25 protein-coding genes are annotated in these 26,976 nt (G+C 54.9%); 14 read left to right on the forward strand and 11 right to left on the reverse strand.

The window, feature by feature from the left end:
• Positions 1-5: 5 nt before the first annotated feature.
• The 4 genes from H8B13_RS04125 to ftsY all read left to right on the forward strand — a co-directional run bounded on the left by H8B13_RS04125 (position 6) and on the right by ftsY (position 3,309).
• The gene (locus H8B13_RS04125; RefSeq protein WP_187309592.1) at positions 6-1,664 is read left to right on the forward strand and encodes an aminopeptidase P family protein; all 1,659 of its coding nucleotides are present in this window, start codon (positions 6-8) and stop codon (positions 1,662-1,664) included.
• 133 nt (positions 1,665-1,797) lie between these two features.
• Positions 1,798-1,980, forward strand: a complete 183-nt coding sequence (rpmG, locus tag H8B13_RS04130; protein WP_044510387.1) for a 50S ribosomal protein L33 — start codon at positions 1,798-1,800, stop codon at positions 1,978-1,980.
• An 8-nt stretch (positions 1,981-1,988) separates the two neighbouring features.
• Positions 1,989-2,150 (forward strand): DUF4295 domain-containing protein, encoded by a 162-nt coding sequence (locus tag H8B13_RS04135; RefSeq protein WP_133271382.1) that lies wholly within the window; start codon positions 1,989-1,991, stop codon positions 2,148-2,150.
• Positions 2,151-2,331: 181 nt separating this feature from the next.
• Positions 2,332-3,309, forward strand: coding sequence for a signal recognition particle-docking protein FtsY (gene ftsY / locus H8B13_RS04140; protein WP_187310277.1), 978 nt, complete (start codon positions 2,332-2,334; stop codon positions 3,307-3,309).
• A gap of 92 nt (positions 3,310-3,401) precedes the next feature.
• Here ftsY and H8B13_RS04145 read toward each other — a convergent pair whose 3' ends face one another.
• Complete coding sequence (locus H8B13_RS04145; protein WP_187309593.1) at positions 3,402-4,604, reverse strand: hypothetical protein; 1,203 nt, start codon at positions 4,602-4,604, stop codon at positions 3,402-3,404.
• Positions 4,605-5,411: 807 nt separating this feature from the next.
• Between H8B13_RS04145 and rimO the strand changes: the two genes are divergently transcribed.
• On the forward strand, positions 5,412-6,728 hold the full coding sequence (rimO, locus tag H8B13_RS04150; RefSeq protein WP_187309594.1) for a 30S ribosomal protein S12 methylthiotransferase RimO: 1,317 nt from the start codon (positions 5,412-5,414) through the stop codon (positions 6,726-6,728).
• Positions 6,729-6,865: 137 nt separating this feature from the next.
• Here rimO and H8B13_RS04155 read toward each other — a convergent pair whose 3' ends face one another.
• On the reverse strand, positions 6,866-8,041 hold the full coding sequence (locus tag H8B13_RS04155) for an acyltransferase family protein (protein WP_187309595.1): 1,176 nt from the start codon (positions 8,039-8,041) through the stop codon (positions 6,866-6,868).
• A 195-nt stretch (positions 8,042-8,236) separates the two neighbouring features.
• Between H8B13_RS04155 and bshC the strand changes: the two genes are divergently transcribed.
• Positions 8,237-9,814, forward strand: a complete 1,578-nt coding sequence (gene bshC, locus H8B13_RS04160) for a bacillithiol biosynthesis cysteine-adding enzyme BshC (protein WP_187309596.1) — start codon at positions 8,237-8,239, stop codon at positions 9,812-9,814.
• A gap of 69 nt (positions 9,815-9,883) precedes the next feature.
• A complete protein-coding gene (locus H8B13_RS04165; RefSeq protein ID WP_187309597.1) occupies positions 9,884-10,459 on the forward strand; it encodes a 5-formyltetrahydrofolate cyclo-ligase in 576 nt (191 codons plus the stop codon).
• On the opposite strand, the gene H8B13_RS04170 is transcribed toward H8B13_RS04165, so the two are convergent.
• From H8B13_RS04170 to mnmD, 3 genes are all read right to left on the reverse strand, one after another.
• Positions 10,456-11,031, reverse strand: coding sequence for a GDYXXLXY domain-containing protein (locus H8B13_RS04170; protein WP_187309598.1), 576 nt, complete (start codon positions 11,029-11,031; stop codon positions 10,456-10,458). The genes H8B13_RS04165 and H8B13_RS04170 overlap by 4 nt on opposite strands.
• A gap of 21 nt (positions 11,032-11,052) precedes the next feature.
• Positions 11,053-12,255, reverse strand: coding sequence for a DUF2157 domain-containing protein (locus H8B13_RS04175; RefSeq protein WP_187309599.1), 1,203 nt, complete (start codon positions 12,253-12,255; stop codon positions 11,053-11,055).
• A gap of 170 nt (positions 12,256-12,425) precedes the next feature.
• On the reverse strand, positions 12,426-13,127 hold the full coding sequence (gene mnmD / locus H8B13_RS04180; protein ID WP_187309600.1) for a tRNA (5-methylaminomethyl-2-thiouridine)(34)-methyltransferase MnmD: 702 nt from the start codon (positions 13,125-13,127) through the stop codon (positions 12,426-12,428).
• Positions 13,128-13,153: 26 nt separating this feature from the next.
• Here mnmD and H8B13_RS04185 point away from each other — a divergent pair, with 26 nt between their 5' ends.
• Together H8B13_RS04185 and rlmN are read left to right on the forward strand one after the other, a co-directional pair.
• Positions 13,154-13,591, forward strand: a complete 438-nt coding sequence (locus H8B13_RS04185) for a thioesterase family protein (RefSeq protein ID WP_187309601.1) — start codon at positions 13,154-13,156, stop codon at positions 13,589-13,591.
• A 568-nt stretch (positions 13,592-14,159) separates the two neighbouring features.
• Positions 14,160-15,227: a 23S rRNA (adenine(2503)-C(2))-methyltransferase RlmN gene (gene rlmN / locus H8B13_RS04190; protein WP_187309602.1), complete on the forward strand. Its 1,068-nt coding sequence runs from the start codon at positions 14,160-14,162 to the stop codon at positions 15,225-15,227.
• A gap of 69 nt (positions 15,228-15,296) precedes the next feature.
• Here rlmN and H8B13_RS04195 read toward each other — a convergent pair whose 3' ends face one another.
• Together H8B13_RS04195 and H8B13_RS04200 are read right to left on the reverse strand one after the other, a co-directional pair.
• Positions 15,297-16,454: a hypothetical protein gene (locus H8B13_RS04195; RefSeq protein ID WP_187309603.1), complete on the reverse strand. Its 1,158-nt coding sequence runs from the start codon at positions 16,452-16,454 to the stop codon at positions 15,297-15,299.
• A gap of 84 nt (positions 16,455-16,538) precedes the next feature.
• Complete coding sequence (locus H8B13_RS04200; RefSeq protein ID WP_187309604.1) at positions 16,539-17,504, reverse strand: YihY/virulence factor BrkB family protein; 966 nt, start codon at positions 17,502-17,504, stop codon at positions 16,539-16,541.
• 189 nt (positions 17,505-17,693) lie between these two features.
• Here H8B13_RS04200 and H8B13_RS04205 point away from each other — a divergent pair, with 189 nt between their 5' ends.
• Positions 17,694-18,524, forward strand: coding sequence for a hypothetical protein (locus tag H8B13_RS04205; RefSeq protein ID WP_187309605.1), 831 nt, complete (start codon positions 17,694-17,696; stop codon positions 18,522-18,524).
• Positions 18,525-18,551: 27 nt separating this feature from the next.
• On the opposite strand, the gene H8B13_RS04210 is transcribed toward H8B13_RS04205, so the two are convergent.
• Together H8B13_RS04210 and H8B13_RS04215 are read right to left on the reverse strand one after the other, a co-directional pair.
• On the reverse strand, positions 18,552-19,283 hold the full coding sequence (locus tag H8B13_RS04210) for a DUF3891 family protein (protein ID WP_187309606.1): 732 nt from the start codon (positions 19,281-19,283) through the stop codon (positions 18,552-18,554).
• Positions 19,284-19,452: 169 nt separating this feature from the next.
• Positions 19,453-20,436, reverse strand: a complete 984-nt coding sequence (locus tag H8B13_RS04215) for an NAD-dependent epimerase/dehydratase family protein (protein WP_187309607.1) — start codon at positions 20,434-20,436, stop codon at positions 19,453-19,455.
• Between the two features lie 185 nt (positions 20,437-20,621).
• Here H8B13_RS04215 and H8B13_RS04220 point away from each other — a divergent pair, with 185 nt between their 5' ends.
• The 3 genes from H8B13_RS04220 to H8B13_RS04230 all read left to right on the forward strand — a co-directional run bounded on the left by H8B13_RS04220 (position 20,622) and on the right by H8B13_RS04230 (position 24,463).
• Positions 20,622-21,692, forward strand: coding sequence for a patatin-like phospholipase family protein (locus H8B13_RS04220; RefSeq protein WP_187309608.1), 1,071 nt, complete (start codon positions 20,622-20,624; stop codon positions 21,690-21,692).
• A gap of 55 nt (positions 21,693-21,747) precedes the next feature.
• The gene (gene kbl / locus H8B13_RS04225; RefSeq protein ID WP_187309609.1) at positions 21,748-22,995 is read left to right on the forward strand and encodes a glycine C-acetyltransferase; all 1,248 of its coding nucleotides are present in this window, start codon (positions 21,748-21,750) and stop codon (positions 22,993-22,995) included.
• A gap of 190 nt (positions 22,996-23,185) precedes the next feature.
• Positions 23,186-24,463 carry a cation:proton antiporter gene (locus tag H8B13_RS04230; protein WP_187309610.1) on the forward strand — a complete coding sequence of 426 codons (1,278 nt, stop codon included), beginning with the start codon at positions 23,186-23,188 and terminating at the stop codon, positions 24,461-24,463.
• Between the two features lie 9 nt (positions 24,464-24,472).
• On the opposite strand, the gene cdaA is transcribed toward H8B13_RS04230, so the two are convergent.
• Together cdaA and folP are read right to left on the reverse strand one after the other, a co-directional pair.
• Positions 24,473-25,312 (reverse strand): diadenylate cyclase CdaA, encoded by an 840-nt coding sequence (gene cdaA, locus H8B13_RS04235; protein WP_187309611.1) that lies wholly within the window; start codon positions 25,310-25,312, stop codon positions 24,473-24,475.
• Positions 25,309-26,193 (reverse strand): dihydropteroate synthase, encoded by an 885-nt coding sequence (gene folP, locus H8B13_RS04240; RefSeq protein ID WP_187309612.1) that lies wholly within the window; start codon positions 26,191-26,193, stop codon positions 25,309-25,311. The genes cdaA and folP overlap by 4 nt, the downstream gene beginning before the upstream one ends.
• 189 nt (positions 26,194-26,382) lie before the next feature.
• Here folP and H8B13_RS04245 point away from each other — a divergent pair, with 189 nt between their 5' ends.
• Positions 26,383-26,934, forward strand: a complete 552-nt coding sequence (locus tag H8B13_RS04245) for a DUF1599 domain-containing protein (protein ID WP_187310278.1) — start codon at positions 26,383-26,385, stop codon at positions 26,932-26,934.
• The last annotated feature ends 42 nt before the right edge of the window (positions 26,935-26,976 follow it).

Genomic DNA, 26,976 nt, shown 5'->3' on the forward strand with positions numbered 1-26,976 from the left:
TTACTATGCTCCTTCCCTTGCTGAAAAATGCCCCCCGGCTGGTCCGTGTCGCTTGCGTAGCGACGCTGCTGGCGAGTTTTTTACCAGCGGTTAGCGCCCAGCGCGCCGCTGGCTCCGACCGCCCTGCCGATTTTATGGACCCCGCCTTTCACCGGCAACGGAGAGAGCTGCTGCGACAAAAGCTGCCAGCTCGCTCCGTTGCCGTTTTGTTTGCCAGCCCCGTCCGCAACCGGGCCAACGATGTGGATTTTAAGTACCATCAGAACCCGGACCTTTTCTACCTCACCGGCTACGATGAGCCTGATGCTGTGCTCCTCTTGTTCAAGGAGCCGCAGACGGTTGGGGGGCAAAGTGGCGTAACCGAAGCTCTATACGTGCAGCCCCGCAACCCCAGGGCCGAGCAGTGGACGGGGCGGCGCCTTGGCACTGAAGGCACCAAGCAGCAGCTAAAGCTTCAGTACGTCGCTGATAATAAAGAATTTGCTACCGCCAAGTTGCCCTGGAGCAGCTTTGAGCAAGTCCTATTCTTGGATCAGCCCCAGGATGCCCGCGATGATGCTGAGAACCCCGGTGATGTGTACAGCCTCATCCAAACCTTCCGCCAGGGGGCAAATTTTCCCGCCGACTACAATCCGAGTCGCAATGAGGCGTATGCGATGATTCGCAAGTACACTGGAACCCTAGGTGCTGCCAACTTGGCGCCTTACCTGACCAATCTGACCCAGGAGCAACCCCAGTTGGCCTCCGACCGCTATCTGCAAGCTTACCTCAAAGCCAGCACCGATGATGCCCGCAAGCAAGCCGTAACCGCCTTGCCCACGTCGCGCTTCGATGGGTCGGCTTTATCGGCGTTGCTGGATGATATGCGGGAGGTAAAGACCGCGGAAGAAATAAAACACTTGCGGCAAGCCATTCGAATCTCGGCGGTGGGCCAACAGGAGGTTATGAAGGCAATGAAGCCGAACATGACTGAGATGGAGGTGCAGGGCTTGCACGAATTTGTGTACAGGAAATACGGTGCCGAATTCGAAGGTTACCCCAGCATTGTAGGAGCCGGCAACAACGCCTGTGTCTTGCATTACACCGTCAACGATAAACCCCGCCTCGGCAATGACCTTGTGCTGATGGACTGCGGCGCTGAGTACCACGGCTACACCGCCGATGTAACTCGCACCATCCCCGCCACGGGTAAGTTTACCACGGAGCAGCGCCAGATTTACGAGTTGGTGTTAGCGGCCCAGCAAGCTGGCTTCGAGCAGTGCAAGCCCGGTAGCGGTTTCAGAGCACCTGACGAAGCCGCCCGGAAGGTAGTTACAGAAGGACTGCTCAAACTCGGCATCATTAAAGACGCCAAAGAAGCTCGGCAATACTTCCCCCACGGTACCTCGCACTACTTGGGCCTCGATGTCCACGATCGGGGCACCTATGGCCCTTTGCGCGCTGGCACCGTCATCACTGTCGAGCCCGGCATCTATATTCCTGAAAACAGCCCCTGCGACAAGAAGTGGTGGAATATCGGCGTACGTATTGAAGATGATATATTGGTAACGGACAAAGGCTGGGAAAATCTTTCCAAAGAAGCCCCCCGCACCGTAGCCGAAATTGAAGCGCTTATGGCTAAGCCAAGTGCGCTGGATGATTTTAAGCTGCCGGAGCTGAAGTAACCTCCTATTAAACCGTAGAGGCACATTTACCACCTGCCAAAGTAAAAAGTGGAATTTACATTGTGCTGACCATTTGGTAATTCCGCAAAGGCTCGTACCTTTGCAGTCCTTAATCCAAAAACCCCCAGTCGAGATGGCTAAGAAAGGAAACCGGGTGCAGGTAATCCTGGAGTGCACCGAGCACAAGAACTCGGGCCAGCCAGGCACCTCGCGCTATATCACTACGAAGAATCGTAAGAACACTCCTGAGCGCATTGAATTGAAGAAATTCAACTCTGTGCTTAAGAAGATGACCGTTCACAAGGAAATCAAGTAAGCTGAGCAATGGCTAAGAAAGTAGTAGCAACCCTGAAAGTAGCGGGCGGAAAAGACTGGGCTAAAGTCATTCGTGCCGTGAAGTCGCCAAAAACTGGCGCTTACACCTTCCGCGAGGAAATGGTGCTCGTAGACAAAGTACAGGAGTACTTGGCCTCCGGCACTAAGTAATTCGGCGCCTTTGTGGCGTTCCTGTAGTAAGTGAAGAAGTCCCGCCAGCAGTGGGACTTTTTTGCGTTGTAGCGCGAAGCTCCAGCTTCGTGCGTCGTTGCCCAATTAGTTTAGCTAGCTTGTGGTAACTATTTGCATGCAACGATACGCGAAGCTGGAGCTTCGCGCTACTTCCTCACCCATGGGACTTTTCGACTTTTTCAAAAAGGATAAAGAAAGCAAGGAGCAGCAGGAGTCGCTGGACAAAGGGCTGGAAAAGTCTAAAGCCAGCTTCTTCGATCAGCTTAGTAAAGCGGTTGTCGGCAAAAGTAAGGTTGACGAAGAAGTGCTCGACGACCTGGAAGGCGTGCTAGTGCACGCTGATGTGGGCATCGACACTACGGTCAAGGTTATCAAGCGCATCGAAGACCGGGTAGCCCGCGACAAGTTTGTGAGCACCAGCGAGCTAGACCGCATTCTGCGCGAAGAAATTGCCGAGCTGCTTTCCGAGAATAACTCCGGAAGTGCCGTCCTCGACCGTCCTGATACAGGTGCCTACACGGGCCCTTTCGTGATCATGGTGGTAGGCGTAAACGGTGTGGGCAAAACCACGACCATCGGCAAGCTGGCGCACCGCTTCCATTCAGCGGGCAAAAAAGTAGTGCTTGGCGCCGCTGATACCTTCCGCGCCGCCGCCGTGGATCAACTCATCGTGTGGGGACAGCGCGTCGGCGTGCCCGTAATTTCACACGGCATGAACACCGACCCGGCTTCCGTTGCCTATGATGCAGTGCAGAAAGGTGTGGAAATGCAGGCCGACGTAGTCATAATTGATACGGCTGGCCGCCTGCATAACAAGGTAAACCTGATGAACGAGCTGAGCAAGATCAAGCGCGTAATGCAGAAGGTAATTCCCGATGCGCCCCACGAAGTGTTGCTGGTGCTTGATGGCAGCACCGGCCAGAACGCCTTTCTGCAAGCCAAAGAATTTACCCGTGCCACTGAAGTTTCAGCATTAGCCATTACCAAATTGGATGGCACCGCAAAGGGTGGAGTAGTTATCGGTATCTCCGACCAGTTTAATATTCCGGTGCGCTATATCGGCGTGGGGGAGAAGATGACCGATTTGCAGCTCTTCGACCGGCATACGTTTGTCAACTCGCTGTTTTCGAAGAAATAGAGTCAGATTATACCATAAAAAGCCCCCCAACATTATCCTCACATAATGCTGGGGGGCTTTTTATGGTATAATCTGACTCTACGTAGCTAGCTCTATTGCTCTAGCTCCACTTCGTAGAGTTGCACGTATCCTTCCTGTGCTACGAGGCGTCGGCGGGGAAAACGATTGAATATTCCGATTTGACGCTGAGTGTTAGTAGTGGTAAGATTTAAGATGAACCACGACCGTTGGTTAGGTGCCGGGCATATGCTGCTGGCAATTTTATAAGGATAGTAAGTTAATCCGAGTGGTACTTGAAAGTTGTAATAAAATGGGTACTGTCGAGCTAAATGGTCATTGACAAATACATGACCGCGAGTAGTGGAAGCCGGTAAGTACTTCTGAATTAGAAGGGCCTGTGAGAAGTAAGACGTTTCGCTCGATAGCAACATGGTGCGCACAGGCAATAAGGCCAAGCTACCTGTTAGGGCTAATGTTGTTAGAAGGGTGTAAAATGAAGTTCCGACCTGAAACCACATCAAACTGAATTTTAATCTGGCTAGTAGAACCGAGCCAGCAAAGTATAACCCTAGTCCCCCGTACACCAGCGACATTAGATTGTGCATCCAAAGAGCCGCCACTACTAGAAGCACGCCAATCCAAACCCGGCCCCACCCGCTGTTTACTACTTCCCGCAAGCCGAAGCCCGCTGCTACACACAATGGCGGGAGTAGGGGTGTTGTCATGCGGGGCAGGAGGGTAATGGGAGTATACTGTACCAATGAGGTACTACCAAACCAGTAGCAGGCCAGTGTAACCAGTAGCAAACCCAACCAGAATCCTGCTTCCGGAGGAAGGCGCTGCTTGTACCAATTAAGTGCGGCAACACCTGCCAGCAAAAACGCCGGAGCCAAGCCTATCTCCACAAAAAATGCGATGGGCTGCCAGGTCAGACGCCCTAGCAGCTCATGTCGAAGGCCGTGCAAGTAGTTGCTGGACTTCATAAACTCATTTGTGCGCTCAATGAGGTGGATGCGGTAGAGGCTATCACCCGTTAAGGTCTGATAGTACAGCAAATAGGCCGTGAGTAGTACACCACCTAAGCCCACCGCAGTAAGCCAGAAACGGTAGTTCTGTCGCCGGGCCATATCCCAAACCAGCACCACCAAGTAGAATGGAGCATAGTAGATAATAGTCTCTTTGCTAAGCAGGGCCGCGAAGTTAAACAAGGCAAAAAATGCCCCCCAGACGACCTCTGACCGCCCAGGTTGCCGTCCGGTATACAGGGCCGCTGCGGCGGCAAAGACCCACAGCATGAGCAGATTGTCAGGGTAGAGATACCGCGCTAGATCTAGCGTGTAGTAATGCAGGCCTAGGAGGAGTATTGTTCCGACTGCTACTATTGGCTCGCGTCGTCGAAATAGAACCCAGGCTAAAATGGAGGAACCTATGGTTGCTACTAGCGGCCAGAGGGTGGTTGTGTAAATATTGATGCCAAATACCCAGTAAAGCAGGGCTACTGGAGCAAACACCAAGTAGCGTTCTTTTAAAGAATCAAGCAAACCCCGTGGGTCTGGGGTGGCTGGGAAAGTGCCAGTCTGGAGCTGATACGCGTAATGAGAGTAGAAAAAATCGTCAATGTTATTTAGCCCTTCGTGTGCGAAAAGGAAGAACGCGAGGGTGAAGAGAATAACGAAGACAAGCGTGTAGGTAGGTAGACGCTGAAGAATACTCGTAAAATTCATGAGCAAAATAAGTGCAGCGTAGCCAGTTCGGGCAGCTGTGACTTGTTGGAAGCATAAAGGCTAAATTACCATATCATTCCCGGTAGGCAGGTTTGTTTCATCGACTCTGCAGGTTTTCTGGGCCTTGCAACAAGAATGCAAGCTAAGCATAGTTAATGGAGGGTTGGCAGCAGGATTAGCATCGTTGGGGGCAAGCAGGATTCATCTTGGAGCTACTGGCAATGCATGTCGGTGGAACGGGAAGCGGAATGAACGTTCAGCCTAGGAAAAGGCGTTGGCTCATGCGTACCTTTGCGCTCCCATTTTCGCGACACGCGGCTGGGGGCCAATTTATTCAGGATTAGGCGCTTCGGCCTATTTCTGGCTTACCCAATTGACATGAAAGTAAAAGGCACTCGGGCCAATAAAGTAAACGTCATCACGCTGGGCTGCTCCAAAAATGTAGTTGACTCGGAAGTACTTATGGGCCAGCTCCGGGCCAATCAGTTCGATGTAACCCATGAGGCAGCTACAAGTGATGCCAACATTGTGATTATCAATACCTGCGGCTTTATCGATAACGCCAAGCAGGAAAGCATAGACACGATTCTGCGCTACGCCGACGAAAAGGAAGCGGGCCGTTTGGAAAAACTCTATGTGACGGGCTGTCTGTCGCAGCGCTATAAGTCGGACTTGGAAGTAGAAATACCGCAGGTGGACGCGTATTTCGGTACGCTGGAGCTGCCGCAGCTGCTGAAGACGCTGGAAGCTGACTACAAGCACGAATTGGTGGGCGAGCGGCTCATTACCACACCTTCACACTACGCTTACTTCAAGATTGCCGAGGGCTGCAACCGTCCTTGCTCGTTCTGCGCCATCCCGCTGATGCGCGGCAAGCACGTGGACCGGCCGATGGAGGATTTGGTGCGCGAAGCAAAGCGCTTAGCTTCCATGGGCACGAAAGAGCTGATTCTTATTGCCCAAGACCTGACGTATTATGGCTTGCAGGCTTATGGCGAGCGGAAGTTGGCTGACTTGCTCCGTAACCTGTCCGACGTAAATGGCATCGACTGGATTCGGCTGCAGTATGCGTATCCGTCGCAGTTTCCGCTGGATGCGCTGGACGTGATGGCCGAGCGCTCGAATATCTGCAAGTACCTGGATATGCCATTGCAGCATATTTCGGATAACATGCTGAAAACCATGCGTCGGGGCATCAGCAAGCGCCGCACGATAGAACTGGTAGATACCATGCGGCAGCGGGTGCCAGGCATTGCCCTTCGCACGACGCTTATTGCTGGTCATCCCGGCGAAACAGAGCAGGATTTTGATGAGTTGTATGATTTTGTAGAGCGCACGCGCTTCGACCGATTGGGCATTTTCACTTATTCGCACGAAGAAAATACCCACTCACACTCTCTCGTTGATGACGTACCTGCGGAGTTGAAGCAGGAGCGAGCCGACCAGATTATGGAGCTGCAGCAGGGCATTTCGATGGAGCTGAACGAGCAGAAAGTAGGGCAGACCTACAAGGTGCTGTTTGACCGCAAGGAAAGCGGCTACTTTGTGGGTCGTACCGAGTTCGACTCGCCCGAAGTGGATAATGAGGTGTTAGTAGCAGCTACGCCCGATACCCACATTCGCTTAGGAGATTTCGCGCCCGTACTCATTCACGACGCCTCCGACTTCGACCTATACGGCACGCTGGTGCGATAAAACCTGCTGCCCAATCGCATAAAAAGCCCCCAAGAGCAAGTCGAAACTTGTTCTTGGGGGCTTTTTATGGGTGATGAAGTGGAAGCGGCAGTCTTATTACACTGAAAAAAGCCCCCTGCACCCGTGAAAGCGCTTGACTATTTCTCTCCTGCTACTGACGCCGGCGCCAGAATGGGCTCGGCGGATGGAATAGGAGTCGCAGTCCGCGAGCGGCCTTTTAGCCGGAGAAACGGCGTTTCGAAGTAGCGGTAGCTTACCCAGGCCATTGCGGCACTGATAAGTAAGGCCAGAGCGGAATACACAAACACGAAGCTCAGGTCTTCTGAGCCGGGCCAGAAGCGGCGTACACCTATCAGGGCTATTTGCAGACCGATGGGATGGAGGCAATAAAAGCCATAGGTGAAGGTACCCCAATAGGTAAAGAGGCGGTTACGGCTCATTTTGTAAAATGACTGGGTGGCATAATTTTGCTCCAGAATGACGAATACAAAAAACAGCCCGAGTACCACGCGCCGTCCGGTAAGCAACACGGGACCGGTAAGCAAATGCTCTTGCGCAAGGATGAGGGTAAGGCCCACTACATAGCCTAACACGATAACCAGCCGTGACCAGGAGCTTACCCAATCCCGGAAACCGGGGCGGTGAAAAGCAAGCCAGGCCGCACCGCCGCCCATTACCAGATCAGACAAGACCGAGAAGGTGTGCTGGTAGAGCACATCACCGTCTGAGCGGTAGAGGTAGCGGAAAGCCAAAGAAAAGGCGATGAGTAGGAAAAATAACGTTGGCCGAGCCTTGCGGAAAAGCAAGAGCAGGAGCGGCCAGAACAAATAAAACTGCTCCTCAATCGCCACTGACCACAACACGCTCAGGTTGAAGGCCGTAGCGTCGCCGCCATCGTGAAACAGCGCCATGTTGGCCAGAAAAGTAAGATAGTAGAAGGGGCTGGCTACCTCCTCCCATTCCTGTCCGCTCTTGATTTTGATCCAAGGCATTACCAGAAAGCCAAAGGCTACGCAAGCGTAGTACAAGGGCCAGATGCGCACAATGCGGCGGCGGTAAAAAGCCGGAATGTCGTAGCGGCCCCAGTTTTTCTCCTCATCGAGCAACAGGTAAGTGATGAGAAAGCCCGACAGCACAAAGAAGAAATTGACGCCTACGTGACCCGTACTCAACGCATTAAGCCCATAGCGGTAGGCCGCCGTCGACTGCACTTCGGGGCTGGGCAGATTGATGAAGCTGTGAATAAGAAATACGGCCAGACACGCCACCGTCCGTAAGCCGTCGAGGTTTGGAAAGTAAGGACGTGGAGCCATGCAGGACTACTTAAAGGGAAAGACGAGGCTAATTTAATGAAGGCCGAATATAGCGTCGATATAGATTTACGAATAAAATGGCTGGTATTTCGGGGCGCTTACAGCCGAATTTGGGAGGTCGGCACGGGCAACTACGGAAATAGCCCGTTACTTTGTTGGGCTTCGCTGGTTAAACCAGCTTATCAGACTCTACTCATGCACGTGACCACCCTCCCGTACGCCGCTACCGGTGCTTTTTCTGCTTTAGTTACCGATTATCTGGCCCAGCAAGCGGCGCTGAAGCCTTTCTATCACCGCTTCCCCACCTTGGAGGACTTTGGGGGGCAAATTGAGGAGAAACAAGCCAGCTATTCGGCTGAGAGTCGGGCCCGGCTGGTGGCTAGTCTACGGGAGCAATACCAAGGCGTGAATTTGCCCCCCAGCGTAGCCACCAACCTTGAACTGCTGGCCCAGCCAACCACGTTCACCGTTACTACAGGGCACCAGCTAAACCTGTTTACGGGGCCGTTGTACTTCATTTACAAGATCATAACTACCGTTAAGCTGAGCCAGCAGTTGAAGGAAAAGTATCCGCAGTACGACTTTGTGCCGGTGTACTGGATGGCTACCGAAGACCACGACTTTGCGGAAATTAACCACTTCAGCCTGTTCGGTAAACGCTATGAGTGGCAGGCTGATAAGGTAGGTGGCCCGGTAGGCCGGATGGCGCTTGATGGCCTGGAGGAACAAGTGCTTAGTCAGTTATCAGCGGATGTGCCAGCGGCTTTTAGGGAAGCCTACCAGAAATCGTCTACTCTGGCCGGGGCCACGCGCCTGCTTGTCACGGAGCTGTTTGGTGAGATGGGCCTGGTTTGTCTGGACGCCGATGCGCCCGCGCTGAAGCAGGCGTTGGTGCCCGTGCTGGAACAGGAAATCAGCGCTCAGGCTTCCTTTAAGGCGGTGCAAACCACGAATGAGCAGCTTACGGCCGCCGGCTATAAGCCACAAGTATATGCCCGCCCGCTCAACTTGTTTTTCCTGACTGATGCAGGTGGCAGGGAACGTATTGAGCCCGACGAAAACGAACTGGTAGTGCGCAATACAGACCTGCGCTACAGTACCGAAGAACTGCTGGAACTGGCCCGTAAACAGCCCGAATGCTTCAGCCCCAATGTGGTATTGCGCCCACTGTATCAGGAGCTGCTGCTGCCCAACCTGTGTTATATCGGTGGCGGCGCGGAAGTAGCCTACTGGTTTCAGCTCAAGCAGGTATTTGCTGATAATAAGATGCCTTTCCCGATACTTTTGCTGCGCAATTCGGGGCTGTATGTAAGCAAGCCCAATGCGGGGAAACTGCGCAAGCTGGGCCTCACCACCACCGACTTATTCCGACCACTGCCGGAGTTGAAAAAGCAAGTAGGCAGTGCATTAGGACAGGAAGAGGTGAGTCTGCAAGCTCAGCAGGAAGCGTTGGGGGGCATTTTCAAGGAAATAACTGACCTCGCCCAGCGCCTCGACCCGACGCTGGTGAAAACAGTGGCCGCCGAAGCCCAAAAAGCGGCAGCCGGTATTAGCAACCTGGAAAAGCGCCTCAGCAAAGCCGCCGAAAACAAGCACGAAATCGTGTTCACGCAGCTTACAGCTTTGAAAGACAAGCTCTTCCCCAACGGCGACCTGCAAGAGCGCGTGGAGAACGTGCTCAGTATTTTCATCAATAATCCGGAGTTTCTGCAGCAGCTTCTTGATGCCTTCGATCCGCTGGCGCTGGAGTTCACGGTGCTAGAGGAAGAATAGGCTCGGCTTATCCGCGGATGCGTAAATTCGCTTGCTCAGGTCGTTGGGGAGCTTTTTGCTGAATCTTTTATGCTGAAAGCAGATATTCGCCGCACCTTTTTGGCTCGCCGCCGCGCATTGTCCGAGACGGAAGTGCAGCGGCGCAGTGCGTTGCTCAGCCAGCAATTCTTCAGCAATTTTCCAGTAGATAATTGGCGTTGGCTGCATGTATTTCTGCCCATTGCGAAGCAGCACGAGCCGGATACCTGGCTGATTATTCACCGCATTTGGGCTGAGTTTCCGCAGGTGCAGCTAGCCGTGCCCGTAATGCAGGCCGACGGTCATACATTGCGCCACTATCAGCTTACCCATGATACCCCGCTGGCTACGAATCGTTGGGGAATACCGGAGCCTGTAGAAGCGGAAGAAATGCCCCCCACCGTCTTCGATGCCGTGTTGGTGCCGCTGCTGGCCTGCGACGAGGCCGGCCATCGGGTAGGGTATGGCAAGGGTTTTTACGACCGTTTTCTGGCGCAGTGTCGGCCGGAGATCCAGCGTATTGGCTTATCACTGGAGCCGCCCATTACCCAAATTGCGGACGTAGATTCCACCGATCAGCCGCTGACGGCTTGTATCACGCCGGAGCAGGTATTCCGGTTTCGTTAAAGGCGAGGTGCACCCAGGCTGTCCGGCGCGACTATTTCTACCCCCGTAATACGGGCCTGACCCCAGGGAGCAATGCTGATGTTGACGAGCAGCGGCTTGCGCGCCCCTCTGCGCTCCAGCTCCTGACCGGTGCCTTCGGGTACGTAGTAGCGCTCCAGGTTGTAGCGAATGTGCAGGTTGCGGCGCCAGCGGTCGGCTACCCAGCCGCGCAGCACCACCTGGTCGGCAGGTACGTTGGGTTTTTTAGCGTACACGCGCACCGCCTCATAGGCCTGGCCCACGGGCCGAAGTACCACATACACCGGGTCGCCGCGGCGCGGGCGAGGACCGGGCTCCCGCCACAGATTAGTAGGCAACTGACTGATGGAGTAATTCAGCGTAACGTAGTCGCCGTAGAGTAGGTCGCGCGGGTCGATGGGCGTGGTGCGGAGCGTAATGACCCGGCCATAGGCAGTGGTGGCATAGCCAGCCGCCGCTACAGCCACAATAAACAGCACCTGCGCCAGAATCGTCAGCAGCAACAACTGCCGCCGACGCGCCAGGGGCACCTGATCTGATAAGAGCGAGAACATACAGGATGTGATTAAAGGTGATTAGCGACTACTAGCGCGGGTATTGCGCCGCCGCAGATACCAGCTTAACCCAAGTAAAAGCACACCGCCACACAGGAAGAAGAGCGATTTATCCATGAACTCCCAGGTCAGCTTGAAGTACGCCACCATTGTGGTCAGGATAAATAAAATGGTCCCCAGTGTCACGCGGTCAGGGTTCTGCTCCACTTGCGCCCGCCACAATACGGCGCCTGAGTAAGCATAGAGAACTACCAGAGAGGCAATGGCCAGCGGTAGCCCACCCGACAAATAAAAGCCCGGCAGCAGCAGCAGCCAATCGGTAGCGCTACCCATCCGGTCGCGGGTACGCTTACCGGCCAGCGAAATAACAAATACTACCAGAAGAGCCGCCAGGTAAGCCAGCAACGGCGGCCGCAGCATGCCCGCGTAGCTGCCTACTTCTCCATAAAGTGCGAGCCCCAGCATAAAGACAAAGGCCGTAATTAGGGGCGGACCTTGCAGGGCGCGGCCGGCCGGCCGGTCAGTTTGCCAGTCGCCGGCGGCATAAATGAGCATGGCCGGCACAAAAAACCACGTGATTTTGGCGTGCAAATGCCCGATAAGCAAACCCGTTTGCCAGAGCAGGCCGCTAGCCAGTACGCCGCCTAGGAATACATCGGGGCGGCGCCACCAGTAATAGCCCAGCCCGCCCGCCGTCAGCACGGCCGCCGCGTAGCTGAAGGCGCCCAGCTGGCCGGTGGTGTAGCCCTGCACCACGCCGCCAATCACGACGGTAAGCACAAACAGAAACCGGCTACGGTACAGATATGTCAGCAGCGTGCCCGCCACGGCCCAAGCTACGAGCCCCGTCACGTCATAGCCGATCAATTGGTACATCTGCCCGGTCAGGATAATGGCTGCCCCAAAGAGAATCAGCCCCAAGCCGACTAGGCCAATACCCACCGAGCTGTTGCCTCGGCGCAGAAAAAACTCGCCGCTGGCGTAAGCGCCCAAAAAGCCCCCCAGCAGCAGTCCAATCCGAATCCACTCTGGTAAGCCCTGCCAGTTGGCCGCCACCAGACTCAAAGCGCTCAGCCCGACCAGCAAACTGCCCAGCAGCGGCAGCAAGCCAATAGCCCGCACATCTTCCGGGTATAGCTCCAGCAACTGCCGCTGCTGCTCGGGGCTGATAATGCCCTTCTTTACCCATTCCGGCCCATCAGTTTCGAGGAGTTTGCGGCTCATGTGGGCAAGTTAGAAAGTTTGAAGATTGATAAGTATAGAGGAGTAGCAATCGAAAGTTAATTTGAACAAGGCAGAGACGCGCATTCGCGTCTAATCGTTGGTCGACCGGTACCACACTGGATAAACAAAGTCCACAACGATGAAAACGCGCATACGCGTCTCTACCGCGTTTACCCTTCCTTTCTAGCACGCGTCATTTCGCGCTTGCCAGGCGGTCCCGGTATTTTCTCCACCACCCAGCCCGCCGCTTTCAGGCTGCGCCGGAAGCTGCCTTTGGCGCAGTAACTCGTCAAAATGCCCCCTGGCGCGGTGGCCGCGAATAGCTGACTAAATACGGCATCGGTCCACATATCGGGTTGCTTTTCGGGGGCGAAGGCATCGAAGTAGATAACGTTGTAATGTGATGGGGGAAGCTGATATTCCTGCAGCGCCGCGTGATGCTTGCGCAGAGTAAAATGGGGCGTAAGGCGCACTGCAGTATCCCAAGGCGCGGCATGCAGGCGGTAGTGAAATTCCTGTAGCTCAGGGTTTAGGATGTAACGTTCCACACCCAGCGCAGCAATAACGTGGGTTGATAGCGGATATTTTTCCAGCGTATCGTAGTGGATAAGCTGGGATACACTCAGGCTGCGTTGCAAGGTGAGCAGCGCATTCAGGCCGGTGCCAAAACCAATTTCCAGCACCTGAATTTGCCCCCCAGAAGCCGCCAAAACCGACTCTAGGCCTGCTGCTAAATACACGTGCTGCGCCTCTTGCACGGCGCCGTGGGTAGAGTGGTAGTGCTCATCAAGCGCCGGCACGTACAAAGTGCTGGAGCCGTCTTGCGTCACTCTTACTTCTACCTTTGGCTCATCATCCGGTTCAATGTGCATATCCTTGACCTCTTTTTATTCCTGAAATGGCCCGCGTAAAAGTAGCCTTACCCGACACATTCCCGCTTACCGTTCAAATTCCAGTGCGCATCACCGACCTCAACTACGGCGCCCACCTCGGCAACGACGCCCTGCTGAGCATCTTGCACGAGGCCCGCGTGCAGTTCCTGCACCACTGCCAATTACCCGAATTTGACCCGGCCACCAAAACCGGCCTTATCATGGCCGACGTAGCCATTGAGTACAAAGGCGAAGCCTTTTACGGCGACGTGCTGCACCTTCAGCTCGCCGCTACCGACCTGCACCGCTACGGCTTCGATGTGGTGTACTGGGTTAAAAACCAAGATGGTAAGGAAATAGCCCGCGCCAAAACTGGCATGCTGTGCTTTGACTATAACACCCGCAAGCTCCGAAATTTGCCCCCCGAAATGGAAGCGCAGTTTGGACTCGCGCCTACTGCGTAAGGGTTATATTGGGTTACTAACTTTCTCTATTCCTGTGGCTTTATACACTCGACTTATTTGTCAGCTAACGCTGATGATAGTTGGCTTCACGGCTGATCGGGCAGTGGCCCAAGCCCAGCCTTCTCCAAAAAAGCCCGCTCAAGCGAAGCTGCCTATCGACTCCACTAAGGTATACACCTACGTGGAGCGTATGCCTATGTATCTAGGCACTCCTGGAATGAAGGGTTTGAGACTGCAGATCTCCTGCGCGAGTTTCAAGCAGCGAGTGCAAAAGGTGGTTGCTCGGCCCCGAGCCCGGTTTATGTCAAGTTCGTTGTTGGACCTAGCGGTGTTATTTACAACGTAGCTAGTATTAATAACTCTGAGACAACACCGCATCCGAGGCTGTCAGAAGCTTGTGAAAATGCGTTAGTTGATGCAGCCTATAAACTACCGCGGTTCAAACCAGGCATGCAAAATGGGCGTCATGTTGCAGTTAGCTACACGTTGAAGCTTACAACAACTCAATAACAGGCACAGAAGTCTACATTCTGGAACCCAAGCGCCTACTACGTTGTATCTTTGCCCTATGATATCCTTGCCCGTACTGACCAAGCGCGACATCCGCAAACTCACTCCCGACGAGCTCAAATCCTTTATGGTGGAGCACGGCGAAAAGCCTTTTCGTGCCAAGCAGGTGCTGGAGTGGCTCTGGAAAAATACGGCCTCCTCGTTTGAGGAGATGAACAATATCAGCCTGGCTACGCGCGAGCTGCTGGCCCAGCACTTTGTCATTAATGGCGTGACGGTGCAAAACCACCAGCTCTCCAACGACGGCACCATCAAATCGGCGTTTCGGCTGCACGATGGCAATATTGTGGAGGGCGTACTTATTCCGCACGATACGCGCATGACGGCTTGCATCAGCTCGCAGGTGGGCTGCTCGCTTACCTGTAAGTTTTGTGCCACCGGCTACATGGAGCGCAAGCGCAACCTCGACGCAGCCGAAATCTACGATCAGGTAGTGCGCATTCGAGAGCAGTGCGAAAGCCAGTATGGCACCCCGCTTACCAACATCGTGTACATGGGCATGGGCGAGCCGTTGCTCAACTACGCCAACGTAGTGAAGAGCGTGGAGCGCATCACCGCTCCCGATGGCCTGAATATGGCCCCGCGCCGCATTACCATTAGCACGGCCGGCATTGCCAAAATGATCAAGAAGCTGGCCGACGACGACGTGAAAGCCAACCTGGCCCTGAGCTTACACGCGCCCAACGATACCAAGCGCAACGAAATTATGCCCATCAACGAGGCCAACTCGCTGGCAGCGTTGAAGGATGCCTTACAGTACTACCACCAGAAAACCGGCCGCAAAGTCACCTACGAGTACATTGTATTCGAGAACTTCAACGACACGCTGGAAGATGCCGCTGAGCTGTACGCCATCAGCAAGTGGCTGCCTTGCAAGGTGAACCTGATCGAGTACAATCCCATCGAAAACGCTGACTACCAGAATGCCGAGGCCGACAAAATTGTGGCCTTTCACAAGTTCTTGGCCGACAGAGGCGTCCAAACCAACATTCGTCGCTCGCGCGGCAAAGACATCGACGCGGCCTGCGGACAGTTAGCCGTAAAGGAGAAGCCGGTAGCGGCTTAATTTACAAGACATAAAAAGCCCCCCAGAATAGTTTTGGGGGGCTTTTTATGTCTTATTGATAAGGGTTAATCACTTCACCTTGCCAAACCGGTAGGCAACTTCTAAGTAAGCGGGATAAATGCCCCCCACGTCGGTGCCGTACAGGAGGCCAAGGCTGCCGCTGATGCGGGTTGCGGCTATTCGGATGCCCGCTAAGCCAAGGAGGCCTCCGTCAAAAATATAGGTTTCGTTCAGCAGCGATAGGCGCCGCGATACGCGCTTGGCGCCGCCCAGTACTACTACCGGGCTGCTTTCCACCTCGCCTTCGGCAAACAGGTAGCCCAGGCCGAGCGTGACGTTTTGATCGGCACTACCGTAGGTGCCGACACCATACGCAATACCCCCGCTGGACTCAAAGTCGCTGGCAAATAAGACTCCCCCGCCCGCGCTAAATTTCTCGGTAACGGTAAAGCCGACTTTTGGCGTTAAGGCAATCACGCTGAAGCCCGCACCGGGAATTACCGGGACCAGCACCCCCACCGAGATATTATCGGTGATGCCATAGTTGGCGCCTAAAAACACAATATCGATATCCTGCACGTAGCCCTCCCCTTTGCGCAAGGTGCGGGCGGTGGGGGCGAAAAATATGCGGGTGCCGTTGCCAACTGGCTCCCAACCTTTGCCGGCTTGGTCTGAAGTCAGCGGTTGCATGCTTTTTATGTTTGCCTGCTGCACCGTAATGCGTCCTACGTCCGTGGTCTGAAACTCGTATTCTCCGGCTCGCTTGGCTACGAGTCGGCCGATAAAGGAAGTGCCCGTGCGAAGCTCCACGGAGTACATCTGACCCAGCGAATCAGGCGTCCCAATTCCTCCCGTGCCAAAACCAGGATTCGGATTAGCGCTTAGCATCTTCTGCCGTTCTTCTATGCTGGCGCGCACGGCCCGAAAGTCATTGATAGTAAACGGGCGCTGCTTGATGCTGCCGTCAAGCATGGTGGCTTGCAGCGTAATGGAGCTATCAGGCGTCAGGCGCTGAATAAAGCGGGCCTCTCGAAAGTCATCGAACGAATAGAACGGAAACAGTCCGTAGGTAATCTTCTCCTGCTTATCAATTGACTCTCCTACGATGGGGCTCACCGTCAGCACCCGAATCTGAGAAGGGTTAGTTTCTTGAGCAGCTGCCTTTTGTGGCGTGAAAAAGCCCCCCAGACCAAACAGGAGCAACAGAAGACTGTACAGTAGTTTCATACAAGCGAGTACGTGATGGCAGTGCCGTAAACGTACTCGTTTGCGCGAATATTTAAATACTAATACGTCTGAATAATCAGCCTTTTATTTTCGCCAAGTGCCCTGCGCTCGCGGGCGGCCCGTGCTGATTTCCTCCTTCGATTCGCCTATTGGTACTTCGCGTGATTCTATGCGTACGGCGTGCGCTTTGGGTTGGACTTTCTGCCCAAAGGCGTCGGCAAACTCCTGGGTAAACTCGGCCCCGAAGAAGATAATGAGCGAAGAATAGTTTACCCACAGCAACAGAATAATAACGGAGCCCGCTGCACCGTAGGCTGATGCCGGCTCGGCCTTCGCTATATAGAAGGCAATCAGAAACTTACCTAGTACGAATAGGGCCGCCGTGATAAAGGAGCCAATCCAGACGTCGCGCCACCGGATGATAGCATCGGGCAGGAAGCGGTAAATCATAGCGAACAGGGTGGTTGTAATGGCAAGAGACAGAGCCAGATCAAGCAGGCGAATAAAAAACACGGCTACCCCAGGCAACAATTGCTGTAAGTAATCGGTGAAAGCCGTGAGTACCGCGCTGACCACGAACGAGATAAGCAGAAGTAGAGCCACGCTCAGAATTAAGCCAAACGACAAAAGACGGTCGCGGACAAACTGCCAGATGCCGTTGCGAGGCGTCACTTTCAGATTCCAGATATCGTTGATGCTCTCCTGCAACGTAACGAAGAACGTGGTAGCCGCGAAGATTAGCGTAGCAATACCAATAAGGGATGACAGTCCACCCTGTTGTTGCTGGTTGAACTTGTTGATGGAGTCCTGAATAAACTTGGCCTCCTCAGCACCAACTATACCTCTGATCTGCTGAAAAAGCTGCCCTGTAATGGCCTCAGGGCCAAGCACGGCGCTGGCTGAAGTAATAACAATGAGTAGCAGAGGCGGCAGCGAAAATATGGTGTAGTACGACAGCGCCGCCGCGTGGCGAAACGAGTTGTTCTGCATAAATTCGCCAGCCGTAGATTTGAAAATGCCAACGATGTCGGAAAGGCGATAGGGCGTCATAATAAAAGGAAAGCGAGCGATAAGCCTGAATGTACTGGCTACTAGTACGGGCTAGTCAGGCTATGCGTTCGGTTGAGACTTCTATATGTCCACCCATGCGCGCTTCCCGTATAGATGCGCCCGCACCCCACCTATCAAGCAAAGCTCAACGCTAGGCCGGTATTTTTCACATCTTCTATCTTCTTGTTAATGAAGGCTTTTTGTCCTTTTCTGCGCACCGTTGGCTTCGGCCTGGCGGTTGGCTTTTCGCTTTACATGATGAGCTGCCAGCGAATTCGCGAGGTGGCCACTATCAGCGCTACGCCAGCTTATCCGGCTGGCCAGGGCTTCGACCTGGCGGGCTCCGACCCGCGCGCTATTGCCATTGCCGACACCGTAATGGCCCGTATGGGTGGCTACCAGAACTGGCAGAATACCCGCTATCTGGCGTGGAGCTTTTTTCGGGGCCAATACCAGATCTGGGACAAATACACCGGCGATTTTCACTGGGAGCAGGACAGCTTGGTGGCCAATTATAACCTGCTTACTCGGACTGGTAAGGCTTACAAAGGCGGTAAGGAAATAACGGATACGCCTGGCGGTCAGGAGCTACTGGAAAAAATGTATCCGGCCTGGGTGAATAACTCGTGGTGGCTGATTATGCCGTTCAAGTTGAAAGACTCCGGCGTGACGCTGACCTACCGCGGCCTGGGTACAACCTTCGAAAACGAGCCAGCCGACATATTACAGATGACCTTCAAAGATGTAGGTGTGACGCCCGAAAACCGCTACGAGATTCGGGTGCTGCGCAGCAGCGGGCTCGTGCATGAGTGGTCGTACTTTGCTAAGGCCGATGACCCCCAGCCGGCCTTCCGCCGCCGCTGGAGCGACTACGCCCAGCACGGCAATATCCTGCTGGCCTCCGACCGCGGCGACCCGACTAAGCCCGCCCGCATCGCCGATATAGCCGTTCGCCAAACGGTTCCGGCCGGCATTATGGATAGTCCGGTGCCGGTGCAGAAGCTGAAAAGCTCGCTATAGCTGGTGTCTGGGGGGCTTTTTGAAGCGCTACGATTTCACGATTTCCCATCGCAACGTCTCGATAGGGGCTTCACGCAAGTTGGCGGATAGCTCCGCATCATCCTTAAACTGAAGCTGTGTTAGGCTGCTGGCCTCTACACTCACCGTAAAACGAGAAGCCGCAAACGGCCAGGGCGTAATAGTCACGGGGCCATCGGCGGATGGGCGTGCCACGTCGTAGCGTCGCCCATCGGGGCCCTGGCTTATTTCGAGGGCTCGCCCCATCTCTGGTAACTCCCGGCGACAGAGAATCAGCGACAGCCGGTCGCACCACTGCATGAGGTCGTAGGCTTGCTTAGCTTCAGCTTTATTAATACCCAACCCTTTGCGCCAGCGCTGCTGATTAGCTTTCTGCTCGTCTAAGAAAGTGTCCAGATCCTTTTTTTGCCCCCTGAGCGATTCGTACAGAAAGCTCAGATGCATACTAGTAAGTAAGCTACGCCACTGGCCCTGAAACCGCGCGGCCCGAAGTACGTTGGTGGCTTGCTCCATAGAGAAGTCCACCATCGTGAAATCGGCGGGCGCGCCGGTGGGGGTAAGGCCATAGTGACCATCCCAGGGGCGCTGCTCGTCGTCGTGCTGGGCAATGGCGGCCAAAAGACCTACCCAGCGGTCGGCGGGGCCGAACGGAGTCCAATTCCAAGCTATCTGCGCGGCTAGTAAGGCGTGTGATTGTTGGTAAATAATCTGCCAGCCGTCGGCCGTATAGTTGACTATCATCTCTTTCAGTGGAATCCTCTCAGAGGTACGCGCAAGGTAAACAGAGGTTGACTGGCCTGCCTACAACTCACGGTGATGGCTCGTAAGATAAACTCACGTGAATGCATTTGTACTAAAATAAAAAGCCCCCCAGAGATAGTCTGGGGGGCTTTTATATAAAGCGAACTACCTAGCGGCCTACAGCCACTTGGGGCTCGGCTTGGTGAAGATGCAGGAGCATATCGGCCGTCATTTTATCCAGATCAAATTCGGGCTGCCAGCCCCAATCCTGGCGGGCGCGGGAGTCGTCGATGCTGGCGGGCCAGGAGTCGGCAATCTGCTGGCGCGAGTCGGGCTTGTAGGTTACCTCAAAATCGGGCTCGTGGCGCTGAATAGAAGCTGTGATTTCGGCGGGGGAGAAGCTCATAGCCCCGAGGTTATAGGAAGAGCGAACTTTGATTTGCTCGGCCGGCGCGTGCATCAAGTCCAGGGTGGCTTTGAGGGCGTCGGGCATGTACATCATTGGTAAGTACGTGTCTTCTTGCAAGAAGCACTCGTAGGGCTGGCCGGCTACGGCCTTGTGGTAGATGTCCACGGCATAGTCGGTGGTGCCGCCGCCGGGCAGTGTTTTGTAGCTGATCAGGCCAGGGTAGCGGAGGGAGCGCACATCGAGGCCGTGGTTTTTGTGGTACCACTCGCACCACTGCTCCCCGGCCAGCTTGCTGATGCCATACACCGTGCTGGGGTTCATAATGGTAAGCTGAGGGGTGTTTTGGCGGGGCGTATCAGGTCCAAAAACAGCAATGGAGCTGGGCCAATAAACCTGCGCCACTTTGTATTTCACCGATAAATCGAGCACGTTCAGGAGGCCGTCCATGTTGAGGCGCCAGCCAAACTCCGGGTTCTTCTCGGCCGTGGCCGAAAGCAGGGCTGCAAGGTGATAGATCTGCTTGGGGCGATACTGCTCAATAATAGCTTCGAGGCGGGGACGGTCGAGCACGTCGAGTAGCTCGAACGGGCCAGCTTCCTGCAGCTCAGGCTGCTGGGGCAGACGCACGTCGGCGGCAATTACGTGGTCGGCGGCGTAGCGCTGGCGCAGAGCGTGGGTGAGCTCAAAGCCGAGCTGTCCGCAGGCACCAATAACGAGGACGGTATCGCTGGGGGTGGTTTCCATGCTGAAAAAAGGGTAATGTGGGTGGGGTGGGGCTACAAAGATACCGGGTCGGGCGGTTATGCTAGTATACTTGCCCGTAAGCAAGCTCGGCAACGCCCGCTCCGCAACTCCCGTGCCCAGCCGAAGCTCATCGGGCAGAAGCAGCCACTTTTGTCTACTTTTGGGTAACGCTCAAACAATACTGTATGCGGCTTTTTGCCCTGATACTGGCCTTCACCTGGTGTATTTCCTCTGTGGCGCAAGGCCAATCGGCGGCGCCCGTTACCTATCGCAACCTGGTAATGGAAGGCGGTGGCATTCGGGGAATTGCTTACGGGGGCGCATTGGCGGAGCTGGAGAAGCAAGGGGTGCTGGCGGGTATTCAGCGAGTAGGAGGCACGTCGGCAGGGGCTATTCAGGCAGCTTTGCTGGCCGTGGGGTATTCGCCCCAAGAGATTATTGAGGTGGTAAACAATACGCCGGTACAACGTCTGAATGATGGTCGCCTGATATTTTTCGGCGGCAGCACGCGCTTACTGAAGCAGTACGGCTGGTACCGCGGCGACCAGTTTACGAAGTATCTCAGCGGCTTAGTGGCTCGCAAAACACACAATCCCGACCTCACCCTAGGCCAGCTTCATGAGCTAACTCAGCAAGGCAAAGGTCGCGACCTATACGTGACGGGCACCAACCTTACTACCCAGCGCACGGACGTATTCAGCTACGAAACCCACCCCAACTTGCGCGTAGCCGACGCCGTGCGCATCAGCATGAGTATTCCGCTATACTTCCGGGCGGTGCTGCTCAATGAGCAGGGCCAGGTAGTGCGCAAACCGGCGAAAGACCAGAAAGTGAATGTGTTGGTAGATGGCGGCCTGCTGGCCAATTACCCGCTCAACTTGTTCGACCACGCCCGGTATTTGCCCCCCAGCACTGCCACCCAAACCTCTGGGGGGCATTTTATCAACCCCGAAACCCTGGGCCTGCGCCTCGATCGTGCCGAGCAGATTGTCTATGATACCCAGCCCGATGGCCGTCGCCAACTGGCGCCCTACGACATTCACGACTTCGGCAGCTACATGGGCGCGGTTTATACCTTGGCCATCGAAAATCTGAATCCCACGGCGGCCACCGATTGGCCGCGCACCGTTAGTATCAACACGTTGGGGTTCAATCCCAAAATCAAGCAGGTATCGGCGGCGCAAAAGCAGTCGTTGGTAGATAGCGGCCGACAGGGCGTGCAGGATTTTTTCGCGCGTACTCAAGCCAAAAAATAACGGAAATTGCCCCCCAGTTTCTGTTTAACAATTGACAATCAACCTTTCCCATCCTATGTATACCACCCTCCAACCCGACCTCGAAAGCCAGCTGGCCGAAATTAAAGCCAACGGCCTGTTCAAGAAAGAGCGCATTATTACCTCGCCTCAGGGGGCGAAAATTGAAACCAACGAGGCCGGCGAAGTGCTGAACTTCTGCGCTAATAACTACCTGGGCTTGTCGTCGCACCCAGCGGTAATTGAAGCGGCCAAGGCTGCTATCGATTCGCACGGCTATGGTATGTCGTCGGTGCGGTTTATTTGCGGCACTCAGGATATTCATAAAGAGCTGGAGCGCAAGCTAGCCGAGTTTCTGGGTACTGAGGATACGATTTTGTACGCGGCGGCTTTCGACGCCAACGGTGGCGTGTTCGAGCCTTTGTTCAACGAGCAGGACGCTATTATTTCCGACGCCCTGAATCACGCCTCCATTATTGATGGCGTGCGCCTCTGCAAAGCCCAGCGCTACCGCTACACCCACAACGACATGCAGGACCTGGAGAAGCAGCTTCAGGACGCTACCGCTAAAGGCAGCCGCCACCGCATCATCGTCACCGATGGCTCCTTCAGCATGGACGGCACCATCGCCCGCCTCGACCAGATCTGTGACCTAGCCGACAAGTACCAAGCGTTGGTGATGGTCGATGAATGCCACTCCACGGGCTTTTTGGGGAAAACGGGCCGTGGCACTCATGAACTGCGCGGCGTGATGGGTCGGGTGGATATTATCACTGGCACGCTGGGCAAAGCATTGGGTGGTGCCATGGGCGGCTTTACCACGGGCCGCAAGGAAATTATTGAAATGCTGCGCCAGCGCAGCCGTCCTTATTTGTTTTCTAACACGCTGGCTCCCGCCATTGTGGGTGCATCATTGCGTGTGCTGGAACTGCTGAATGAAAGCACCGAGCTGCGCGACCGGCTGGAAGAAAACACCAAGTACTTCCGCGAAAAGATGACCGCAGCCGGCTTCGACATCAAGCCCGGTGAGCACCCTATCGTGCCCGTCATGCTCTATGACGCCAAGCTGGCCCAGGAATTCGCGGCCAAAATGCTGGATAAGGGCATTTACGTTATTGGTTTCTATTACCCCGTCGTGCCCCAGGGCCAGGCCCGAATTCGGGTGCAGCTTTCCGCAGCCCACACCCGCGAGCATCTGGATAAGGCCATTGCGGCCTTTATCGAAGTTGGGCGTGAGCTAGGAACGCTGAAAGACCGAAGCGCCGCTCAGCCCGAAGCCGGCCAGGTAGTCACAAACACGCCTTAGTTTTTATTTATCAAGATAAAAAAGCCCCCCAGAGAGTGTCTGGGGGGCTTTTTTATGCCTTGCGAATCTTTAAGGCAGCTTTTGCCAGAAATAGAACAGCCTGATTCAGGCAGGTGATATTGCCGAGTATAGCCGAACGCCTGACGTTCTGCGTAAGTGACTGCTTAATCACTACTTGCAGCTCGCTTTTATGTCGGTATATCACATTTTCCTTGTTATGCTGGGCGTGGCCATCATGGGCGTAGCCTGGCTGCCTTCTTTGCTGGAAAAATACCCGCTTTCCTATCCTATTCTGTTCATTGGGCTGGGAATGGCGGCTTATACATTACCGCTGGGTTTGCCGCCTGCCGACCCGTTTGAGCACCCAAAATTAGTAACGCATTTGTCGGAGCTATGTGTAATTGTAGCGCTGACCGGTACTGGCCTCAAGATAGACCGCCCGTTTTCGTTTGTTGCCTGGCGCACCCCACTTCGGCTGGTTCTGGTGCTGATGATCCTTACCATTGCGGGCATCACGCTGGCCGGCGTGACGTTGGCTGGCTTGGCTTTGCCTTCGGCGGTGCTGCTAGCCGCCTGCCTTGCGCCCACCGATCCGGTGTTGGCCGGCGACGTACAGGTAGGTGACCCCGGCAAGGGCCGCGAAGACAACGTGCGGTTTGCGCTTACCGGCGAAGCTGGTCTGAACGACGGCCTGGCGTTTCCCTTTGTGTATCTGGCGTTGGCGCTGCTCCCGGCGGCGTTGCCCTTATCCGCTCGGTTGCTGGAATGGGCCTGGATGGATATGTTGTACCGCGTTGGCGCGGGTGTGGTATTCGGGTGGCTATCGGGGATGTTTCTGTCTTACCTGATTTTCAATCTGCCCAAAAAACTCAGCATAAGGCCCAGCGCCTATGGGTTTGTAGCCTTGGCTGTCACGCTTATTAGCTACGGCCTAACTGAGCTGGTGCATGGCTACGGGTTTTTGGCCGTATTCGTGGCCGCTATTACGTTGCGTGGGCGGGAGCGCAAGCATGAGTATCACAAGCAGATGCACGCCTTCACCGACCAGATGGAGCGCTTGCTGATCGTGGTTATCCTAATCCTGTTTGGCGGCGCCATCGCCGGCGGATTGCTGGCTCCACTCACTTGGCAAGGCATGCTGGTTGGATTGGTGCTGGTGCTGGTGCTGCGGCCTCTGGGGGGCTTATTAACCCTTACAGGATCCAAGCGAGTGAATATGGCCGAACGCAGCGTGATTTCCTTTTTTGGTATTCGAGGCATCGGCTCCATTTTTTATCTGGCCTATGCGCTGGATCAAGCTGAATTCCCACAAGCGCGGGAGCTGTGGGCCATCTTAGCTTTCACGATGTTGGTTTCCATTAGCTTACACGGCGTGTTAGCAACGCCCATCATGAACTGGCTTGACCGCCGCCATGGCCGAAAAATATCCGCCGAACTCAGCGAGCCGGTAGAAGCAATGGCTCAGTAGCAAAGCCTTTTACGCTGCAACTTCCGTTGCTGATGACTCTGCTGATGCGGGAGTTTTGGCAGCCATATCGAACAGCATCTCGTTCAACTTGGCGCGCAAATCGGAAGAAGACAGGTTGCGAAATACTTCTCCGGCGCGCACCAGCGAAATCTGGCCGGTTTCCTCGCTCACTACCAGCACTATACTATCTGTAACCTCCGAGAGGCCGATGGCGGCGCGGTGACGCAAACCCAGGGACGCCGGTACGTCTGGGTTTTCGCTGACGGGCAGAATACAACGCGCCGCCTTGATACGGTTGTTGGCAATAATAACCGCGCCGTCGTGCAGTGGGCTGGTTTTGTTGAAGATGCTCATCAGCAAGCGCTTGCTCACGGCGGCATCGATTAGGTCGCCAGAATCCGCGTAGAATTTTAACTCCGAGGTCATGGTGAAGGCAATCAGGGCACCGGTATTCTTACCTGCTAGGCTTTTGGCTGCTTCTACAAATGGCGTAATACTCATACGCTCAGCGGGTTGTTCGCGGCGCCAAGGGAATACGCGTACTCTATCGAAAGCAGTGGCTTTACCAATGGTGAGCAGAAAGCGCCTGATTTCCTGCTGAAACAGAATAATGCCAGCCAGCACGCCCACGCTCATAAATTGACCCAAGATGCTGGTCAAGAGCTCCATACCGGCGGCCTTTACCACCAGATAAAGTAAATAAATGGACATGAAGCCCAAGAAAACCTTCAGCGCCACGCTTCCCGTCAGCAGCTTATACAGCTGATAAAACAATACCGTGACCAGCAAGACGTCAATCACGTCTATCCAGCCTATGCGCAGGAAGCCGACGGAGAACGAGCCAATCACGAGGAGGAAGGAATGAAGGTTTGTTGCACGAGCCGCACCGTGTGCACGGCTTCCGCTACATCGTGTACGCGCAATAAACGTGCGCCGTTGAGCAAAGCGACCGTATTAGCAGCAATAGTGCCGGTCAGCGCAGTGTCAGGTGTGAGGCCTAGTGGCTTATATAGCATAGACTTGCGCGAGAGGCCAGCCAGCACCGGCAGACCCAGCAGCGCCAGCTCAGGCAAGCGGCGCAGTAACTCATGACTTTGAGCCGGCGTTTTGGCAAAGCCAAAACCAGGGTCGAGAATTACATCAGTCACGCCGGAGGCGTAGAGCGCGGCCAGCTTGTCGCGGAAGTAGCGCACGAGTTCCGTTACGAGGTCGCCTTCATAGTGCGTTTGCTGGGCCATATTCTGAGGTGTGCCGCGCATATGCATCAGCACGTATGGCACCCCGAGCCGACCAGCCGTAGCAAACATATCGGCATCGAGCGCGCCGCCACTCACATCATTAATGATATCCGTGCCGATGGCTATTGCGTCGGCGGCAACGCTGGCCCGGAAGGTGTCGACGGATAAAAAGGCTTCTGGAAAAGCCGCCCGCACGGCCTCCAATGCGGGCAGTACGCGAGCTTTTTCTTCTTCACCCGAAATATCCTCAGCGCCCGGTCTCGTAGAATAGCCCCCCAGATCGAGAATGGCCGCGCCCGCTTGCAGCATCGCTTCGGCCCGCCGCAGCAGGGCATCGGTAGTGGCGATGCGGTTGCCGGCGTAGAAGGAATCAGGGGTCAGATTCAGGATGCCCATGACCTGCGCCCGGCGCAGATCCAATACACGTCCGTCGCGGCAACGCAGGGTTTGCCTCGGGGAAAAACACGTATCTTTCGCGGCGGTCTGGAGCATGATAATCTAGGGTCTGAGCGCTTAGGGACTTGGTTTTGGGCAAAAAGCTGCATGGTTTCGGGCTTCTTTCAGCAGAAGTCAAAGCGAAACAAGCTTGCGCCATACTTGGCTCTAGTTCTCACCGCCAGCCTACCTTCCAGGTGCCCACGTATCCACGATCCGAAGTTCCTTAAATCTATAGTGAAAATCTTGCAAACCCAAACCCAGCAGGAGTACGATCAGGTTATTGAGCAGTGCCGGGCGCTGTTTCTGGCCAAAACCCACGATTATGGCACGGCCTGGCGCATTCTGCGCTTGCCCTCCGTTACGGATCAGCTGTATATCAAGGCCCAGCGTATTCGCTCCATTCAGGAAAAAGGCACCCAGCTGGTAGCCGATGGCGTGAACGATGAGTTCATTGCCATCATCAATTACTGCGTTATTGCCCTGATGCAGCTGCACCTGCCTGCCGACTCGCCTCAGGATTTGCCCCCCACGGAAGTAGCCGCCGCTTACGACCGTGAAATACAAGCCAACCGGGATTTGCTGTTCGCCAAAAACCACGATTACGGCGAGGCCTGGCGGCAAATGCGCGTGCCCAGCATCACTGATATTATTCTGATGAAGCTGCACCGTACCAAGCAGATTGAGGATCTGGGGGGCAAAACCTACGTGTCGGAAGGCGTGGAGGCGAACTACCGCGATATGCTCAACTACGCCGTATTTGCTTTGATAAAGCTGGAAGGGGAGAAGGCTGAATGAAAATGAGAGAACGTCATGCAGCGCGAAGTGCTGCATGACGTT

This window comes from Hymenobacter sp. BT188, from assembly GCF_014333585.1.
Taxonomy (GTDB): Bacteria; Bacteroidota; Bacteroidia; order Cytophagales; family Hymenobacteraceae; genus Hymenobacter.

What these genes read in the sequence shown, in the direction of transcription:
- mnmD (WP_187309600.1), bottom strand. Translation starts at nt 13,127, where the DNA reads ATGCACATTGAACCGGATGATGAGCCAAAGGTAGAAGTAAGAGTGACG.
- kbl (WP_187309609.1), top strand. Translation starts at nt 21,748, where the DNA reads ATGTATACCACCCTCCAACCCGACCTCGAAAGCCAGCTGGCCGAAATT.
- H8B13_RS04145 (WP_187309593.1), bottom strand. Translation starts at nt 4,604, where the DNA reads ATGCTGTGGGTCTTTGCCGCCGCAGCGGCCCTGTATACCGGACGGCAA.
- folP (WP_187309612.1), bottom strand. Translation starts at nt 26,193, where the DNA reads ATGCTCCAGACCGCCGCGAAAGATACGTGTTTTTCCCCGAGGCAAACC.
- H8B13_RS04155 (WP_187309595.1), bottom strand. Translation starts at nt 8,041, where the DNA reads ATGGCTCCACGTCCTTACTTTCCAAACCTCGACGGCTTACGGACGGTG.
- H8B13_RS04165 (WP_187309597.1), top strand. Translation starts at nt 9,884, where the DNA reads ATGCTGAAAGCAGATATTCGCCGCACCTTTTTGGCTCGCCGCCGCGCA.
- H8B13_RS04185 (WP_187309601.1), top strand. Translation starts at nt 13,154, where the DNA reads ATGGCCCGCGTAAAAGTAGCCTTACCCGACACATTCCCGCTTACCGTT.
- rlmN (WP_187309602.1), top strand. Translation starts at nt 14,160, where the DNA reads ATGATATCCTTGCCCGTACTGACCAAGCGCGACATCCGCAAACTCACT.
- H8B13_RS04215 (WP_187309607.1), bottom strand. Translation starts at nt 20,436, where the DNA reads ATGGAAACCACCCCCAGCGATACCGTCCTCGTTATTGGTGCCTGCGGA.
- H8B13_RS04205 (WP_187309605.1), top strand. Translation starts at nt 17,694, where the DNA reads ATGAAGGCTTTTTGTCCTTTTCTGCGCACCGTTGGCTTCGGCCTGGCG.
- H8B13_RS04220 (WP_187309608.1), top strand. Translation starts at nt 20,622, where the DNA reads ATGCGGCTTTTTGCCCTGATACTGGCCTTCACCTGGTGTATTTCCTCT.
- ftsY (WP_187310277.1), top strand. Translation starts at nt 2,332, where the DNA reads ATGGGACTTTTCGACTTTTTCAAAAAGGATAAAGAAAGCAAGGAGCAG.
- H8B13_RS04125 (WP_187309592.1), top strand. Translation starts at nt 6, where the DNA reads ATGCTCCTTCCCTTGCTGAAAAATGCCCCCCGGCTGGTCCGTGTCGCT.
- H8B13_RS04200 (WP_187309604.1), bottom strand. Translation starts at nt 17,504, where the DNA reads ATGACGCCCTATCGCCTTTCCGACATCGTTGGCATTTTCAAATCTACG.
- H8B13_RS04230 (WP_187309610.1), top strand. Translation starts at nt 23,186, where the DNA reads ATGTCGGTATATCACATTTTCCTTGTTATGCTGGGCGTGGCCATCATG.
- rimO (WP_187309594.1), top strand. Translation starts at nt 5,412, where the DNA reads ATGAAAGTAAAAGGCACTCGGGCCAATAAAGTAAACGTCATCACGCTG.
- H8B13_RS04170 (WP_187309598.1), bottom strand. Translation starts at nt 11,031, where the DNA reads ATGTTCTCGCTCTTATCAGATCAGGTGCCCCTGGCGCGTCGGCGGCAG.
- H8B13_RS04135 (WP_133271382.1), top strand. Translation starts at nt 1,989, where the DNA reads ATGGCTAAGAAAGTAGTAGCAACCCTGAAAGTAGCGGGCGGAAAAGAC.
- rpmG (WP_044510387.1), top strand. Translation starts at nt 1,798, where the DNA reads ATGGCTAAGAAAGGAAACCGGGTGCAGGTAATCCTGGAGTGCACCGAG.
- bshC (WP_187309596.1), top strand. Translation starts at nt 8,237, where the DNA reads ATGCACGTGACCACCCTCCCGTACGCCGCTACCGGTGCTTTTTCTGCT.
- H8B13_RS04210 (WP_187309606.1), bottom strand. Translation starts at nt 19,283, where the DNA reads ATGATAGTCAACTATACGGCCGACGGCTGGCAGATTATTTACCAACAA.
- H8B13_RS04175 (WP_187309599.1), bottom strand. Translation starts at nt 12,255, where the DNA reads ATGAGCCGCAAACTCCTCGAAACTGATGGGCCGGAATGGGTAAAGAAG.
- H8B13_RS04195 (WP_187309603.1), bottom strand. Translation starts at nt 16,454, where the DNA reads ATGAAACTACTGTACAGTCTTCTGTTGCTCCTGTTTGGTCTGGGGGGC.